This is a genomic window from Dactylosporangium sucinum (assembly GCF_014647515.1).
In the GTDB taxonomy this organism is placed as follows: domain Bacteria; phylum Actinomycetota; class Actinomycetes; order Mycobacteriales; family Micromonosporaceae; genus Dactylosporangium; species Dactylosporangium sucinum.
In genome coordinates, this window is sequence record NZ_BMPI01000026.1 from 99,125 (window position 1) to 113,161 (window position 14,037).

Here is a 14,037-nt window from a genome sequence, read left to right on the forward strand (position 1 = left end):
GAGCCGGGTAGTCTCAGCGGTTTGAAGGAGCATCCTGCGGCCATGGCCGACCACTTGACGACGCTGACCTTCGCGGAGCTCGAGTACGTGCTGCGCTCCATCGACCGTGCCGCCGAGCTGGAGCCGGTGCGCCGCCGCCTGCACTTCCAGCCGGGCGTGTCGACCGACATCGTCGCCGCGGCGGGCGCCGCGTCGCTGCTCGCGCGCGGGCTGTGCCGGCTCGACGGCCGGCGGGTCGTCCCCGGGGAGCTCGTCGCCGGCGCCGCCACGGCGCTGGCCACCGGCGACCGCGGCCCCGAGGCGGCCGGCTGGATCGGCGACCGCCCGGTCGTGGTCCACCTCTTCACCGGCGACGGCGCGCGGCTGGCCGTCTACCCGGGGTCGTATGGGCTGTTCGGCGTCGAGCTCATCGACCCGGCCGAGCCGGCCTGGGCGCCGGTGCTGCGCTTCGTCGACCTGTGCACCGGCGAGACGGTGCTCATCCGCGCGGCCGGCCGCGGGATGGCGGTGGCCCGCGGCGCGGACGGCGTCTGGTTCGTGTCCGACGAGGCCGACCACCTGGACCGTCCGGAGGCAGCCCGCCGGGTGAGCCGTGAGACGCTCGTGGCCCGTATCGTCGAACTGCTCGCGCAACCGGTGGGGGTGTGAATGACGGCGACCATCCGGGCCGGGGCGGCCACCGACGTCGGCAAGATCAGGCGTCGCAACGAGGACAGTGCCGTGGCCGGCCGCGGCATCTGGGCCGTGGCCGACGGCATGGGCGGCCACGCGGCCGGTGACGTGGCGAGCAACATCGCGGTCACCGCGCTGCGCCGCCTGGAGGACATCCACGACCGCGGGCCCCACGACGTGCGCGACGAGCTGGCCCGGGCCAACGAGGACATCCTCGCCGCCGCGGTCGCCGACCCGTCGCTGGGCGGCATGGGCACCACGGCCACCGGCCTGTGCCTGGTCCGCCTGGACGGCGCCGACCGGTGGGTCGTGTTCAACATCGGGGATTCCCGGGTGTACCGCTGGAGCCGCGGCGAGCTCGACCAGCTCACCGTCGACCACGTGGCCCCCGAGGCGATCACCGGCCGGCGCGGGGTCATCACCCGCGCGCTGGGCACCGACCCCGGCCCGCGGCCCGACCTGTGGGTCCACGACGCGCGCCCCGGCGAGCGGTTCCTCATCTGCTCCGACGGCCTCCCGCTGGAGGTGTCCGACGCGGACATCGCGGCCGTCCTCGCCGACTGCCCCGACCCGCAGCAGGCGGCCGAGGAACTGGTCCGCCGCGCGGTCGTCGGCGGCGGGCGGGACAACGTGACCGTGGTCGTCGTCGATCACGTGTAGCGCATAGCCGTGCGATCGGCGGCGTGGACCTCCTCCACGTCGTCGATCCGCACGACGAGCACCGGCGTGCCCTCGGGCAGGCCCAGCTCCTCCCGCTCCCGGGGCGTCGGCATCCGGGCGATGAGCGTCGCCTCCTTCGGCAGCCGCACGAGCGTGCCCGGGGTCGCCTCCGGTTCGCTCGCGGGCCGGCGGCGCGCGGGGCCGACGCGGATCGAGTTGTCGTGCGCGATGAACAGCAGCCCCTCGCCCCGCAGGACGCCGAGCGCCTTGAGCGCGGTGTCCCGGCCGACGTCGTGCTCCCAGGCGAGCTCGGCCGCGCTCGGCAGCCGCTGGCCGGGCGTCAGCTCCCCGCTCACGATGCGCTCACGCAGGGTGTCCGCGAGCGCTCGGTACCGTGGCGTCACTCCCGTCACTGTAGGCGCTCCATAGCCATTTGGCCACATGGCCTCCGCCGGCGGTGGCGGACAATGGCGGCGTGAGCGACGCGCTGGGGCCGTACTTCGTGTGGGATGCGTACGACGGGGACGCCGCCTGGCGGCCGTTCACCGACCTGCTCGACCCCGCCGTGGCCGCGGAGCGGGTCGACGTGTCGCGGCGGACGCTCATCGGCATGTTCGGGCTGGCCGAGGACGTGGTGCCGGAGCGCGTGGTGGCGTCGGTGCTGTTCCTGGGGGTCGCGTCGCGCCTGCTGTCGCCGTTGCTGGCCGATGCCGTGCTGGCCGACGCCGTGCCGGGCGGCGGCGTGCGGGCGGCCGGGCTGCGCGACCTGTGGTGGAAGCCGGTCCCGGGCGGGCCGTGGCCGGTCGCCTGCGGCCCGGTGGGGACCCGGCCGGCCGGCGAGCTGTTCGAGGTGGCCGTCGACGGCCTGGTCGCGCCGGTGCTCGACGTGTTCCGCGAGCGGTTCCGGCTCTCGCCGAAGGTGCTCTGGGGCAACGTCGCGTCGGCGCTCGCCGGCGCCGCCGGGCAACTGCCCGGCGACCCGTGGCCGGTGGTGACCGGGCTGCTGGCCCGGCCGCCGCTGCTCGGCACGGCCACGCTGCGGGGCCGGTCGCTGCGGCGGCACAACTGCTGCCTGTACTACCGCATCCCGGGCGGCGGCACCTGCGCCGACTGCGTGCTCACGTCCCGGCCGGAACGGGACCTTCGGCCCGGGTGACGGCCCGTCGCCGGCGGCTAACTTCGGCGCGCGGGGGTGATCCCGGCCGAGTTCGGGGAACCTGGGGCGGGTCACCGACGACTAATGGAAGCAGTCCAGGGTCCAGACGGAGGGGTGGCCGGGTGTCCAGACGGCAGCGCGACGCACGCGACTACGCGCGGCGCATGCGGGTGATCCAGGAGCGGGGCGACGCCCGGCGGGCTCGGATGCGCTGGGCCACCACGGCGATCGTCGTCGTGGTGCTCGCCTTCGGCGTGCTCGTGGTGGCCAAGCTCGGCGGCGCGGGGCAGGGCGGCGAGAGCGCCGCGCCGGTGCCCACGGGCGACGCGGCCACGGCCGTCGTGAGCGGGCTGACCTCGGTGCCGGCGGCGACGCTCAACTCGGTCGCCCGCGGCGAGGACGCGACGCTGCCGAAGCTGACGACCGGCCAGGCGGTGCTCACCGACGGCGGGAAGCCGCTGGTGCTGTACGTCGGCGCCGAGTACTGCCCGTTCTGCGCGGCCCAGCGGTGGCCGCTGGTGATCGCGCTGTCCCGCTTCGGCACCTTCGAGGGGCTGACGCTCAGCCACTCGGCGTCGGACGACACGTTCCCCGACACCCCGACGGTCTCCTTCCACGGCTCGACGTACACCAGCCAGTACCTGACCTTCCAGGGCGTCGAGACGAGCACCAACGAGCGCAAGGGCGGCACCTACGCGCCGCTCGACAAGCTCACCCCGCAGCAGCAGCAGATCATCGCGACGTACAACGCCCCGCCGTACGTCGACGCGCAGTCCGCCGGCGCCATCCCCTTCCTCGACTTCGCGAACCAGGGCCTGATGGCCGGCTCCTCGTTCAGCCCGCAGCTGCTCAAGGGCATGACGCACGCGGAGATCGTGAGCGCCGTGGCCGACCCGCAGAGCTCGCTCGGCCGTACCGTCGACGGCAACGCCAACGCGATGACCGCACTGCTGTGCAAGCTCACCGGTGGCCAGCCGGGCGACGTCTGCACCAGCCCCGCCGTGACCGCCTTCGAGAAGGACTTCGCCAATGTCAGCGTCAAGTAGCGCGGTCAGCATCCCGGAGATCGACCGGCGGCTCGTGCAGCCGTGGGTGCCGCTGGCCTCGCTCGCGCTGTCGGTGGCCGGGCTCGGCGTCTCGATCTACCTCACGATCGAGCACTTCACCTCGTCGACCACCCTCGCGTGCCCCGAGACCGGCGCGCTGAACTGCCTGAAGGTCACCACGAGCGACCAGTCGAAGCTGTTCGGCATCCCGGTCGCCGTGCTGGGGCTCGTGTACTTCGTGGCGATGCTGGTCGTCTCGCTCCCGGCGCTCTGGCGCTCGCCGTCGCCCTGGCTGCGCCAGGGGCGGGTGGTCCTCGCCGCCGTCGGCGTCCTCTTCGTCTTCTACCTGGTCTTCGCCGAGCTGTTCACGCTGGACGCGATCTGCCTGTGGTGCACCGCCGTGCATGTGCTGGCGGTGGCGCTGTTCGCCGTGATCGTGGTCGGGACGGCGTACGCCGACCCGTCCGACCTGCGCAGGTAGTGCCCGGGAACTTTTGCGGGGGTTCACACGACCACCTCCCTGTTCGTGCTCATCCGCCGCACAGAGAGAGGACCGTCCCCCACATGCGCCTGACCCACGTGGTCCGCGCCGGTGTCGCCGTCGTCGCGGCCGCCACCGCGGCGCTCGCCTTCCCCGCCGTCGCGTCCGCGCACGTGACCGTCAACCCGAACACCGCCGTGCAGGGCGGCTACGCGAAGGTGACGTTCCGCGTGCCCAACGAACGCGACGACGCCAGCACCGTGAAGCTGGAGATCGCGATCCCCACCGACAAGGCGATCGCGTCGGTGTCGCTGAAGCCCGTGCAGGGCTGGACGGCGGTGGCCGAGAAGAGCAAGCTGGCGACCCCGATCAAGTCCCACGACGGCGAGATCACCGAGGCCGTGTCCAAGATCACCTGGACCGCCGACCCGGCGTCGGCCATCAAGCCGGGCACGTTCCAGGAGTTCGACGTCTCGCTGGGCCCGCTGCCGGAGGCCGACCAGATCGTCTTCAAGGCCCTGCAGACGTACTCCGGCGGCGAGGTCGTCCGCTGGATCGACGAGCCGTCGGCGGGCGCCGAGGCCGAGCACCCGGCCCCGGTCCTGAAGCTGACCAAGAAGACGGACGCGACGACGGCCGCCGCCACGGCCACGGCCGGCCCGACCGCTCAGGCCTCGGACGGGGGCGGCGACGGCGCCGCTGTCGGCCTGGGCGTGGCGGGCCTGGTCCTGGGGCTGGCCGGGCTGGTGGTGGGCCTGCTCGCGTACCGCCGCGCGGGGGCCACGCCACCGGCCGCCTGACCGCACGCTGTTTGCCGGAGGCCGCGGTGCTCCCTCCCAGGTGGGGCGCCGCGGCCTTCGCGCGTCCGGGGGTCCACGTCGCCGCGGCGCGCCCAGACGTTGGTCGATCTACCCTCTGTTCGGTGCGGGTGGATCGACCAACGTCTGGGCGGTGCGAGCGTGGGGTCGCGGGCACCGGCGTCATGCCGCGCGGGTGCTGCCCGCCGGGCTGGGGCCGTTGACGGGCCGGCCGTTGACGCGCCGGCCGCCAGCGAGGCGCCGTGCGTGCGCGCGGCGAGGTGGTCATCCGCGCCGCGCCCGACCGGCTGTCCGCCGAGCTCCGCGGGGTCGTCCACCTCGCCGTGCGTACGCGCTGCGAGGTGAGGTGGGCGTGGCTGGGGCGCGGCGCCCTGGGAGGTGATGCGTGGGGTTGTGGCGAGTCGGGGCGCGGTGAGTCGCGGGTGCGGCGAGTTTCGGGTGCGGCGAGTTTCGGGTGCGGCGACGCCCGGCGGGTCGCTCGTCCATGATTGTGGGAACCATCTGGCTGCCCGGACGGCCAGATCGTTCCCACAATCATGAGGCGGGCCGGCCCCGGCGTGGCGGCGTGGCCCGGCGCGGCGCGGCGCGGCCCGGCGTGGCCCGGCCCGGCGTGGCCCGGCCCGGCGTGGCCCGGCCCGGCGTGGCCCGGCCCGGCGTGGCGGCCCGGTGTGGCGGCCCCGGCGTGGCGGCGTGGGGTGGCTGCTGGCGCGACGTGGGTGCTCACATGTAGATGTTGGTCGATCTACCCTCGCCCACCGAGATCGAATCGAGGGTAGATCGACCAACGTCTGGGTGTAGCCGCGCAAACCGCGCTGGGCGGCCGCGGTTCCCGCGAGGGTGCAGCGGCGTCGATGGCTCACAGGAAGAAAACAGCTGGAGAAGTTGAACCCTTGACCGTTTCGGGGTGTAGACCCGTACTGGAGCGGCAGGAGGGGGTCCGGGTGACACGGGACGAGGAGTTGATGACCGCGCTGTACACCGAACACTACGGTGTGCTGCTCGGCTTCGTCTCGCGGTACGAGCGGGACCGGCACCGTGCCGAGGACCTCGTCCAGGAGACGCTCCTGCGCGCCTGGAAGCACATCGGGCGGATCGACGTCGGGCGGGACACCACCCGGTCGTACCTGCTCACCATCGCGCGCAACGTCGTCAGCAACGCGTGGCGGGCCGAGCAGCGGCGGCCCAGGCTGGTCACCGACCCCGACGCCATGGAGGCCGTCGCTGAGGCCGACAACGTCGACGAGATGGTCGAGGGGTGGCTCATCCGCGCCGCGCTCGACCGGCTGTCCGCCGAGCACCGCGAGGTCGTCCAGTCCGTGTACTACGACGGCCGCACCGTCGCCGACACCGCCCGCAGGTTGTCCGTCCCCGAAGGTACCGTCAAGTCACGCGCGTTCTACGCCGTGCGGGCGCTGCGGGCGGTGTTCGAGGAGATGGGGGTCCTGCGGTGAGCGCCGGGCACGACGACATCCGCCGGCTGCTGGGTGGGTACGTGCTCGGTGGCCTGGGCGACGACGAGCAGTTCCGCGTCGACGCGCACCTCAGCACCTGCGCCGAGTGCCGGGACGAGGCCAACCGCCTCGCGCCGGTGCCCGAGCTGCTGCAGCGCCTTCCCGCCGACCCCGCCGCGCAGCCGCTGGAGCAGCCGACACCGGCCGGTCTCGAGGCCCTCCTCCGCCGGGCCCGGCCGCGGCGGCTCCCCGTCGGCGTCGTCGCCGCGGCCGTCGTCGTGCTCGTGCTCGTCGCGGCGCTCGCGCTGCGCGGCGCCGGGCCGCGGACGCCGCCGCAGGCCGCGACAAGCGCGGGCCCCAGCGCGTCCGCCCCCGCGGGCACCGTCGTGCAGTTCGTCGCGGCCCAGGGCAGCGCCCTGGCCGGCCGGGCCACCCTGACCCCGCGCCAGTGGGGGGTCAGCGTCGCGCTCGAGCTCACCGGGCTGCCGGGGGAGGGGCCGTACGTGCTGCAGGTCGTCGGCCGCGGCGGCCAGTCCGAGCAGGCCGCCTGCTGGGGCCCCACCAACAGCAAGTCGGCCCGGGTGACCGGCGCCAGCTCCATCCAGCTCGCCAACGTCGACGCCGTGCGCGTCGCGGACCACGCCGGCGTGCTGCTCGGCGAGGCGCGCACCACCTGAACCGAATCGGTGCACCAGGGGTACACCTCCATGAATCCCCGCACATCGGAGGAGATCCCATGAAATCGACCCTGCGATTGCTGCTGCCCGCACTCGCCCTGGCGGCCACCCTGACCGCCTGCGGCGACGACGGCACCGACGCGCAGCCGGCCGCACCCGCCACGACCGCGGCCGCCCCCAGCGCCGCCCCCAGCCCGACCGCCGCCGCCTCCAGCGCCGCCGCCGGCGGCACCCTCACCGTCGCCACCACCCCGCTCGGCAAGGTGCTCGCCGACGGCCAGGGCTACGTGCTGTACCTGTTCGACAAGGACACCGCCACCACGTCGGCCTGCGTCGACCAGTGCGCGGTGAACTGGCCGCCCGTCGCGGCCCCCGTCACTGCCGCCGCCGGGGTCACGCTGCCCGGCGCGATCACCGCCGTCACGCGACCCGACGGGTCGTCGCAGGCCGCCTACGACGGGCACCCGCTGTACCGCTGGATCAGGGACACCGCGCCCGGCCAGACCACCGGCGAGGGCGTCCAGGGCGTCTGGCACGTCATCAAGGTGCCCTGATCCCTCAGGTTGCGACGCGGGTGGCCGATCGTTGCGGGCGTGGAAGGCATCGCCGGCATCGCCGCCCGGATCGCGGAGATCCGCACCCAGCTCGCCGGGTTCGATCCGCCGCAGGCCGCCGGCACCACCGCGCCCGCCTTCGAGAGCGCGCTGTCGGCGGCCTCGGCGGCGCTGCGCACGCCCGAGGGCGTGCCGGCCGAGCTGGTCAAGTACGGCAACGGCCGGATCCCGGAGGCGGCGCTGGCCCAGGTCGGCGACACCCGGCACCGCCTCTGGGCCCCCGCCGCGACGTCGCTCGAGGCGCTCATGCGCGCGGCCCGCGCGGACGGCGTGACGATCGGCATCACCGACTCCTACCGCCCGTACGCCGAGCAGGTCGACCTCGCCCGCCGTAAGGGCCTCTACTCGCAGGGCGGCCTGGCCGCGAAGCCGGGCACGAGCGACCACGGCTGGGGGATGGCGGTCGACCTCGACCTCGACGACCGGGCGCAGGCCTGGATGCGGGCCAACGCGGGCCGGTTCGGGTTCGCCGAGGACACTCCGCGCGAGCCCTGGCACTGGAAGTACCGCTAAATTGTCCTGATGGCCGCGGTCGTCACCCTGCATCTCGCGCTCGCCGCGATGACGGCGCTCGTCGGTGCCGCGTTCCTGACAGGCCTGGCGACAACCAGCGGACTCGTGTGAGCCGCGCCGCCCCGGTACGGTCTGGAGGATCCGCCGGCCGTAAGGGAGAGTACGCACGGTGACCGGTTTCCGCGCCGCCCTGGCGCAGTTGCTCAAGGCCCGGTTCCCGCTGCTGTACGTCGAGTCGTTCGAGGAGCACCGGGTGCTCGCCGAGCTCGCCGCCGTGGCCGGTGACGCGGCGCTCGTGCGCACCCCGCGCCCGGTGTGGAGCTGGTCGGCGACCACCGGGCTGCTGCAGCCCGACGGGGCGGCCCGGCAGTACACGACCGAGCCCGACAACGCCCTCGACGCCGTGCTGCGCATCCAGGAGCCCGGGCTGTTCGTCTTCCGCGACCTGCACAACTCGCTCGGCGGGGACGTGCCGGTCCTGCCCACCGTCGTGCGGCGGCTGCGCGACATCGCGGTGGCGTTCAAGAGCGGCACCGTCCCGCGCACCCTGGTCATCGTCGCGCCGATGCTGCGCATCCCGCCCGACCTGGAGAAGGACGTCACGATCGTCGACTTCCCGCTGCCGACCGAGGTGGAGATCCGCGGCGTGCTGGACTCGATGATCGCCGGCAACGCCGCCGGCGGGCGGATCCGCATCGACCTCGACGCGGTCGGGCGGGAGAAGTTCGCCAAGGCCGCCGCCGGGCTGACCCTGCACGAGGCGGAGAACGCGTTCGCCCGCGCGATGGTCAACGACGGCGTGCTCGACCTGGCCGACCTCGCCGTCGTGCACGAGGAGAAGCGGCAGACCGTGCGCAAGTCGGGGCTGCTGGAGTTCGTCGACGCGGGCGTGCGGCTGGCCGACGTCGGCGGCCTCGAGCACCTCAAGCGGTGGCTGGCCAAGCGGGACAACTCGTGGCTCGCCGCCGCCGACGACTACGGCCTGCCCGCGCCCAAGGGCGTGCTCATCACCGGCGTACCCGGCTGCGGCAAGTCCCTCACCGCCAAGGCCGTCGCCGCCGCGTGGGGGCTGCCGCTGCTGCGGCTGGACGTCGGGCGGGTCTTCTCCGGGCTCATCGGCTCCAGCGAGCACAACATGCGCGCGGCGATCCGCACGGCCGAGGCGAGCTCGCCCTGCGTGCTGTGGGTGGACGAGATCGAGAAGGGGTTCTCGTCCTCCATCAGCGACTCGGGGACCACCTCGCGGGTCTTCGGCACGTTCCTCACCTGGATGCAGGAGAAGTCGAAGCCGGTCTTCGTCATCGCCACCGCCAACGACATCGAGCGCCTGCCGCCGGAGCTGCTGCGCAAGGGCCGCTTCGACGAGATCTTCTTCGTCGACCTGCCGACCCGGGCCGAGCGCGTGTCGATCTGGGGCGTGCACCTGTCGCGGCGGCTGCGCAAGCCGGCCGTCGCCGGGGCGCTGACCCTCGACGAGCCGCTGCTGGCCGACCTCGCCGTGCGCACGCCCGGCTTCTCCGGCGCGGAGATCGAGCAGTCGGTCGTGGCGGCGCTGTTCGACGCGTTCTCGCAGCGGCGGCCGCTGTACCGCGACGACCTCCTGCGCGCCGTGGACTCGCTCGTGCCGCTCAGCGTCACCCAGGCCGAGAAGCTGAACGACGTCCGGGAGTGGGCGCGGACCCGCGCGGTCGCCGCCACCGCCCCCGAGGACTGGGAGGCCGGCGAGGAGCCCCCCACCGCGGCGATGCCCGCCGTCCCGCCCCACGGCCGCACGATCGAGGTGTGATGAGCGCATGAGTTTCGGACGGAAGCTGCTGTACAGCCTGTGGGTGCTCGGCTCGGTGCTGGGCCTCGGCTGCCTGAGCGGCCTGGGCCTGCTCATGATCGGCCTGCGCGCCCGCCGCCCGGCGTGGTGGGGGAGCGGCCTGGGCTACCTGCTGGCGACGTGGACGGCGTTCATCCTCTTCGAACGCACCCCGCGCGAGGCCGCCGCCTCCGGCAACCTGGCGTTGCTGTTCTTCGCCCTGTGGCTGGCCAGCGTGGTGCACTCGCTCGTCGTCAACCCGGGGTGGCTGCGCTGGGTGGCGGCCCGGCAGCCGGCCCGGCCGCTGGCTCCGCCCCCGGTCTTCGCCCCGCCGCCTCCTGCGGGCCTAGGCTTCGGCGCGGCGCCGTCCGCTCCGGGTCCGGCTTATGGTTCGGCGCCGTATGCTCCGGGTCCGGCTTATGGTTCGGCGCCGTCCGCTCCGGGGCCGGCCTATGGGGCGGCGCCTTCCAGTCCGGGGCCGGGCTTCGGGGCGGCGCCGTCCTCTGCTGCGCCGGCCTCGTCCGCGGCGCCGGTGTTCGGGCCGGTCGACCTCAATGCGGCTTCGGCGGCGCAACTGGCGGGATTCGGGGAGTTCGATCTCGCGCGCGCGGAGCAGATCGTCGCCGAGCGTACGGCGCGGGGAGGGTTCTCGTCGGTCGAGGAGTTCGCGATCGTGGCCCAGCTGGCGCCGCACCAACTGGCCCGGCTCCGGCCCCAGGTCCGCTGCGGCCCGCGCCCGGCCGCGCCACCCGCAGGCGGCCGGCTGCTCGACTTCTGACCGGCCCGCTCTTTCGAAGACGTTGGTCGATCTACCCTCAGTTGGATCTCGTTGGCCGAGGGTAGATTGATCAACGTCTTTCGGTGGGCTGTCGGGTGCGGCGGGCGGTCGGCGTCGGGGTGGGCTGTCGGGTGCGGCGGGCGGTCGGCGTCGGGCGGGGTGGTCCGCCGGACGCGCTGCTGGTTGGCGGGTGTGTGCTCGACCTCTGGCCGGCCCTTCCTTCGGAGACGTTGGTCGATCTACCCTCAGTTGGATCTCGTTGGCCGAGGGTAGATTGACCAACGTCTTTCGGTGGGCTGTCGGGTGCGGCGGGCGGTCGGCGTCGGGCGGGGTGGTCTGGCGGACGCGCCGCTGGTTGGCGGGTGTGTGCTCGACCTCTGGCCGCCCCCTTCCTTCGGAGACGTTGGTCGATCTACCCTCGCCGGGCGAGATCCAACTGAGGGTAGATCGACCAACGTCTTCGGGCAGACGCCGCGGGCCGTCAGCGCGTGCGGGGCGTCAGCGGGTGCGGCGGGCGCGCGGGCGGAGGGCGTCAGCGGGCGCGGCGGGCGCGCGTGCGGGGCTTCGCGCTCGACTCGCGGACCACCAGGTCGGGCTGGAAGACCACGTGCCGGTGCTCGTGGCGGCCGTCGTCCTCGATCTCCTCCAGCAGCAGGCTCGCCGCCGTCCGGCCCAGCTGCTCGCGCGGCTGGCGGATCGACGACAGCGGCACGGCGGCGGCCGCGGCGAACTCGATGTCGTCGTACCCCACGATGGCCACGTCCTGTGGCACCCGGATGCCGCGCAGGGTCATCTCCTGCAGCACGCCCAGGGCGAGCAGGTCGTTCGCGCAGAAGACCGCCGTCGGGCGGTCCGACGGCGGGAGCGCGGCGATCTCCGCGGCGGCGGTGCGGCCCGAGGCTACCGTCAGGTTCGGGGTCGCGACCACCGACAGTGACGCGTGGCCCGCGGTGGCCGCCGCGATGCCCGCGTGCCGGTCCTGGACCTGGGTCAGCGTCGCCGGGCCGCCGACGAACGCCACGTGCTGGTGGCCCTGCTCCACCAGGTGTTCGCCGGCGAGCCGGCCGCCCAGGAGGTCGTCGACCGCGACCGAGCACCGGCTGTGCCGGCCCGAGCCGCGGTCCACCAGCACCACCGGGGTGCCGCGCTGGATGAGCAGCTCCAGGCGGGAGCCCGGCGACTCGTCGACCGGCGTGATGAGCACGCCCCGGACGCGCTGCTCCTCCAGCAGGTCGAGGTGGCGGTGCTCGCGGCCGGCGTCCTCGCCGCTGTTGCACACCACGACCATGACGCCGTGCTCCTCGGCGGCCGCCTCGGCGCCGCGGACGACGTCGGTGAAGAACGGGTTGGTCACGTCGAGCACGACGAGGGCGATCTGCCGGCTCTGGCCCGCGCGCAGCTGGCGGGCGGAGTCGTTGCGGACGTAGCCGAGCTCGGCGATCGCGTCGAGCACCCGCTGGCGCGTGCTCGTGGCCACGAGCTCCGGCCGGTTGAGCACGTTGCTGACGGTGCCGATGGAGACGCCAGCGCGGCGGGCCACCTCTTTGATGCCGGTCGTCGTCGACATGGAACTCCAAGAAGCAGGGCAGAAGAAAACAGGGGGCGGTGTATCAAAACGGTAACGCGATCGAAACCCTTGACGCAGTCTCGCTCGGCCTTCTACCGTCAGCATAGTCACGCCATGAAACGTTTCACAAGAACGTTTCAACGAGCGTCAGTCACCCGAAGGAGAGCCCCGCCAGTGACCGGTCCGCTGCTCGCCCTCGACGGCGTGAGCAAGTCCTTCGGCGCCGTCGCCGCCCTGCGCGACGTCCGGCTGGAGCTGCACGCCGGCGAGGCGCACGCGCTGGTCGGCGAGAACGGCGCCGGGAAGTCGACGCTGGTGAAGATCCTCGCCGGCGCGCACGCCCCCGACGCCGGCACCCTGACCCTCGACGGCGAGCCGCTCGTGTTCGCCGGTCCGGCCGACGCCCGCGCCGCCGGCATCGCCGTCATCTACCAGGAGCCGACGCTCTTCCCGGACCTCTCCGTCGCCGAGAACATCTTCATGGGCCGCCAGCCGCTGCGCGGCCTGCGCCGCATCGACGCCGCCGAGATGCGCCGCCGCACGGCCGAGCTGTTCACCCGGCTCGGCGTGCACCTCGACCCCGACCGGCCGGCGCGCGGCCTGTCGATCGCCGACCAGCAGCTGGTCGAGATCGCCAAGGCGCTGTCGTTCGACGCGCGGGTGCTGGTCATGGACGAGCCGACCGCGGCGCTGTCCGGCGTCGAGGTCGAGCGGCTCTTCGCCGTCGCGCGGTCGCTCAGGGACAACGGCGCGGCCGTGCTGTTCATCTCGCACCGCTTCGACGAGGTGTTCGCGCTCTGCCAGCGGATCACCGTCATGCGCGACGGGCAGTGGGTCTCCACCGACCTCGCCGGCGAGCTCACCGTCGACCGGGTGGTGCGCCGCATGGTCGGCCGCGAGGTGTCCTCGCTGTTCCCCAAGCAGGACACCGAGGTCCGCGAGGCGCGCCTGCAGCTCAGGAACCTGACGAGGGCCGGGGTGTTCGAGGACGTGAGCTTCACCGTCCACAGTGGGGAGATCGTCGCGCTCGCGGGACTGGTCGGGGCCGGCCGCTCGGAGGTCATCCGCGCCGTGTTCGGCATCGACCGCTACGACTCGGGCCAGGTCATCGTCGAGGGCAGGGAGCTCGGCAAGGGTAGCCCCCGGGCCGCCATCGCCGCCGGGCTCGCGCTGGTGCCGGAGGACCGCCGCCAGCAGGGGCTCGTGATGGAGCTGTCGGTCGAGCGCAACGCCACCCTGCCGCGCCGCTGGTCGCTGGCGAGCCTCGGGCTGCTGTTCGGCGCCGCCGAGCGTCGCGAGGCCCGCACCTGGGCCGAGCGGCTGCAGGTCAAGGCGTCCCGGCTCAGCGACCCGGTGTCCACGCTGTCCGGCGGCAACCAGCAGAAGGTCGTGCTGGCCAAGTGGCTGTCGACCGAGCCGCGCGTGCTCATCGTGGACGAGCCGACGCGCGGCATCGACGTGGGCACCAAGGCCGAGGTGCACCGGCTGCTGAGCAGCCTGGCCAAGGACGGCGTCGCCGTCCTCATGGTCTCCAGCGAGCTGCCCGAGGTGCTCGGCATGGCCGACCGGGTGCTCGTCATGCACGAAGGGCGGCTCGCCGCCGACATTCCCCGCACCGAAGCCGACGAGGAGTCCGTCATGCTGGCAGCGACCGGGCAGGTGAGCGCATGACCGGTCCGGAGCGAAGCGGAGGGGCCGGTCATCATCGGCTCAGCTCGGAAGGCATGCGGCCGGAGCGAAGCGGAGGCGGCATGACCGGTTCCGGAGCGAAGCGGAGGAGGCCGGGCATCATCGGCTCAG

At 73.7% G+C, this 14,037-nt stretch carries 15 protein-coding genes; 13 read left to right on the forward strand and 2 right to left on the reverse strand.

Annotation, left to right across the window (positions count from 1 at the left end; all coding sequences use genetic code 11):
- Window positions 1-42 precede the first annotated feature (42 nt).
- On the forward strand, window positions 43-648 hold the full coding sequence (locus tag IEZ31_RS25850) for a hypothetical protein (protein ID WP_190252554.1): 606 nt from the start codon (window positions 43-45) through the stop codon (window positions 646-648).
- Window positions 649-1,332, forward strand: a complete 684-nt coding sequence (locus tag IEZ31_RS25855; RefSeq protein WP_190252555.1) for a PP2C family protein-serine/threonine phosphatase — start codon at window positions 649-651, stop codon at window positions 1,330-1,332.
- Here the strand turns inward: IEZ31_RS25855 and IEZ31_RS25860 are convergent.
- Window positions 1,323-1,736 (reverse strand): GntR family transcriptional regulator, encoded by a 414-nt coding sequence (locus IEZ31_RS25860; RefSeq protein WP_229835841.1) that lies wholly within the window; start codon window positions 1,734-1,736, stop codon window positions 1,323-1,325. The genes IEZ31_RS25855 and IEZ31_RS25860 overlap by 10 nt on opposite strands.
- A 71-nt stretch (window positions 1,737-1,807) precedes the next feature.
- Here IEZ31_RS25860 and IEZ31_RS25865 point away from each other — a divergent pair, with 71 nt between their 5' ends.
- From IEZ31_RS25865 to IEZ31_RS58245, 10 genes are all read left to right on the forward strand, one after another.
- Window positions 1,808-2,488: a (2Fe-2S)-binding protein gene (locus tag IEZ31_RS25865; RefSeq protein WP_229835842.1), complete on the forward strand. Its 681-nt coding sequence runs from the start codon at window positions 1,808-1,810 to the stop codon at window positions 2,486-2,488.
- Between the two features lie 122 nt (window positions 2,489-2,610).
- Window positions 2,611-3,534, forward strand: coding sequence for a DUF929 family protein (locus IEZ31_RS25870; RefSeq protein WP_190252558.1), 924 nt, complete (start codon window positions 2,611-2,613; stop codon window positions 3,532-3,534).
- Window positions 3,518-4,015 (forward strand): vitamin K epoxide reductase family protein, encoded by a 498-nt coding sequence (locus IEZ31_RS25875; protein WP_190252559.1) that lies wholly within the window; start codon window positions 3,518-3,520, stop codon window positions 4,013-4,015. The genes IEZ31_RS25870 and IEZ31_RS25875 overlap by 17 nt, the downstream gene beginning before the upstream one ends.
- A gap of 83 nt (window positions 4,016-4,098) precedes the next feature.
- Window positions 4,099-4,815: a YcnI family protein gene (locus IEZ31_RS25880; RefSeq protein WP_190252560.1), complete on the forward strand. Its 717-nt coding sequence runs from the start codon at window positions 4,099-4,101 to the stop codon at window positions 4,813-4,815.
- Window positions 4,816-5,774: 959 nt separating this feature from the next.
- Window positions 5,775-6,284, forward strand: coding sequence for a sigma-70 family RNA polymerase sigma factor (locus IEZ31_RS25885; protein WP_229835843.1), 510 nt, complete (start codon window positions 5,775-5,777; stop codon window positions 6,282-6,284).
- Window positions 6,281-6,961, forward strand: a complete 681-nt coding sequence (locus tag IEZ31_RS25890; RefSeq protein ID WP_190252562.1) for a zf-HC2 domain-containing protein — start codon at window positions 6,281-6,283, stop codon at window positions 6,959-6,961. The genes IEZ31_RS25885 and IEZ31_RS25890 overlap by 4 nt, the downstream gene beginning before the upstream one ends.
- A gap of 59 nt (window positions 6,962-7,020) precedes the next feature.
- Window positions 7,021-7,515 (forward strand): COG4315 family predicted lipoprotein, encoded by a 495-nt coding sequence (locus IEZ31_RS25895; RefSeq protein ID WP_190252563.1) that lies wholly within the window; start codon window positions 7,021-7,023, stop codon window positions 7,513-7,515.
- A gap of 39 nt (window positions 7,516-7,554) precedes the next feature.
- Entirely contained in the window at window positions 7,555-8,088 is a 534-nt protein-coding gene (locus IEZ31_RS25900) for a M15 family metallopeptidase (protein ID WP_190252564.1), read from the forward strand.
- Window positions 8,089-8,257: 169 nt separating this feature from the next.
- Entirely contained in the window at window positions 8,258-9,874 is a 1,617-nt protein-coding gene (locus tag IEZ31_RS25905) for a Ycf46 family AAA ATPase (RefSeq protein WP_190252565.1), read from the forward strand.
- Window positions 9,875-9,881: 7 nt separating this feature from the next.
- A complete protein-coding gene (locus tag IEZ31_RS58245) occupies window positions 9,882-10,670 on the forward strand; it encodes a ComEA family DNA-binding protein (protein ID WP_190252566.1) in 789 nt (262 codons plus the stop codon).
- Between the two features lie 532 nt (window positions 10,671-11,202).
- Here the strand turns inward: IEZ31_RS58245 and IEZ31_RS25915 are convergent.
- Window positions 11,203-12,237, reverse strand: a complete 1,035-nt coding sequence (locus IEZ31_RS25915; RefSeq protein WP_190252567.1) for a LacI family DNA-binding transcriptional regulator — start codon at window positions 12,235-12,237, stop codon at window positions 11,203-11,205.
- Between the two features lie 174 nt (window positions 12,238-12,411).
- Here IEZ31_RS25915 and IEZ31_RS25920 point away from each other — a divergent pair, with 174 nt between their 5' ends.
- The gene (locus IEZ31_RS25920) at window positions 12,412-13,908 is read left to right on the forward strand and encodes a sugar ABC transporter ATP-binding protein (protein WP_229835844.1); all 1,497 of its coding nucleotides are present in this window, start codon (window positions 12,412-12,414) and stop codon (window positions 13,906-13,908) included.
- Window positions 13,909-14,037 lie beyond the last annotated feature (129 nt).

What these genes read in the sequence shown, in the direction of transcription:
- IEZ31_RS25850 (WP_190252554.1), top strand. Translation starts at nt 43, where the DNA reads ATGGCCGACCACTTGACGACGCTGACCTTCGCGGAGCTCGAGTACGTG.
- IEZ31_RS25855 (WP_190252555.1), top strand. Translation starts at nt 649, where the DNA reads ATGACGGCGACCATCCGGGCCGGGGCGGCCACCGACGTCGGCAAGATC.
- IEZ31_RS25875 (WP_190252559.1), top strand. Translation starts at nt 3,518, where the DNA reads ATGTCAGCGTCAAGTAGCGCGGTCAGCATCCCGGAGATCGACCGGCGG.
- IEZ31_RS25880 (WP_190252560.1), top strand. Translation starts at nt 4,099, where the DNA reads ATGCGCCTGACCCACGTGGTCCGCGCCGGTGTCGCCGTCGTCGCGGCC.
- IEZ31_RS25895 (WP_190252563.1), top strand. Translation starts at nt 7,021, where the DNA reads ATGAAATCGACCCTGCGATTGCTGCTGCCCGCACTCGCCCTGGCGGCC.
- IEZ31_RS58245 (WP_190252566.1), top strand. Translation starts at nt 9,882, where the DNA reads ATGAGTTTCGGACGGAAGCTGCTGTACAGCCTGTGGGTGCTCGGCTCG.
- IEZ31_RS25915 (WP_190252567.1), bottom strand. Translation starts at nt 12,237, where the DNA reads ATGTCGACGACGACCGGCATCAAAGAGGTGGCCCGCCGCGCTGGCGTC.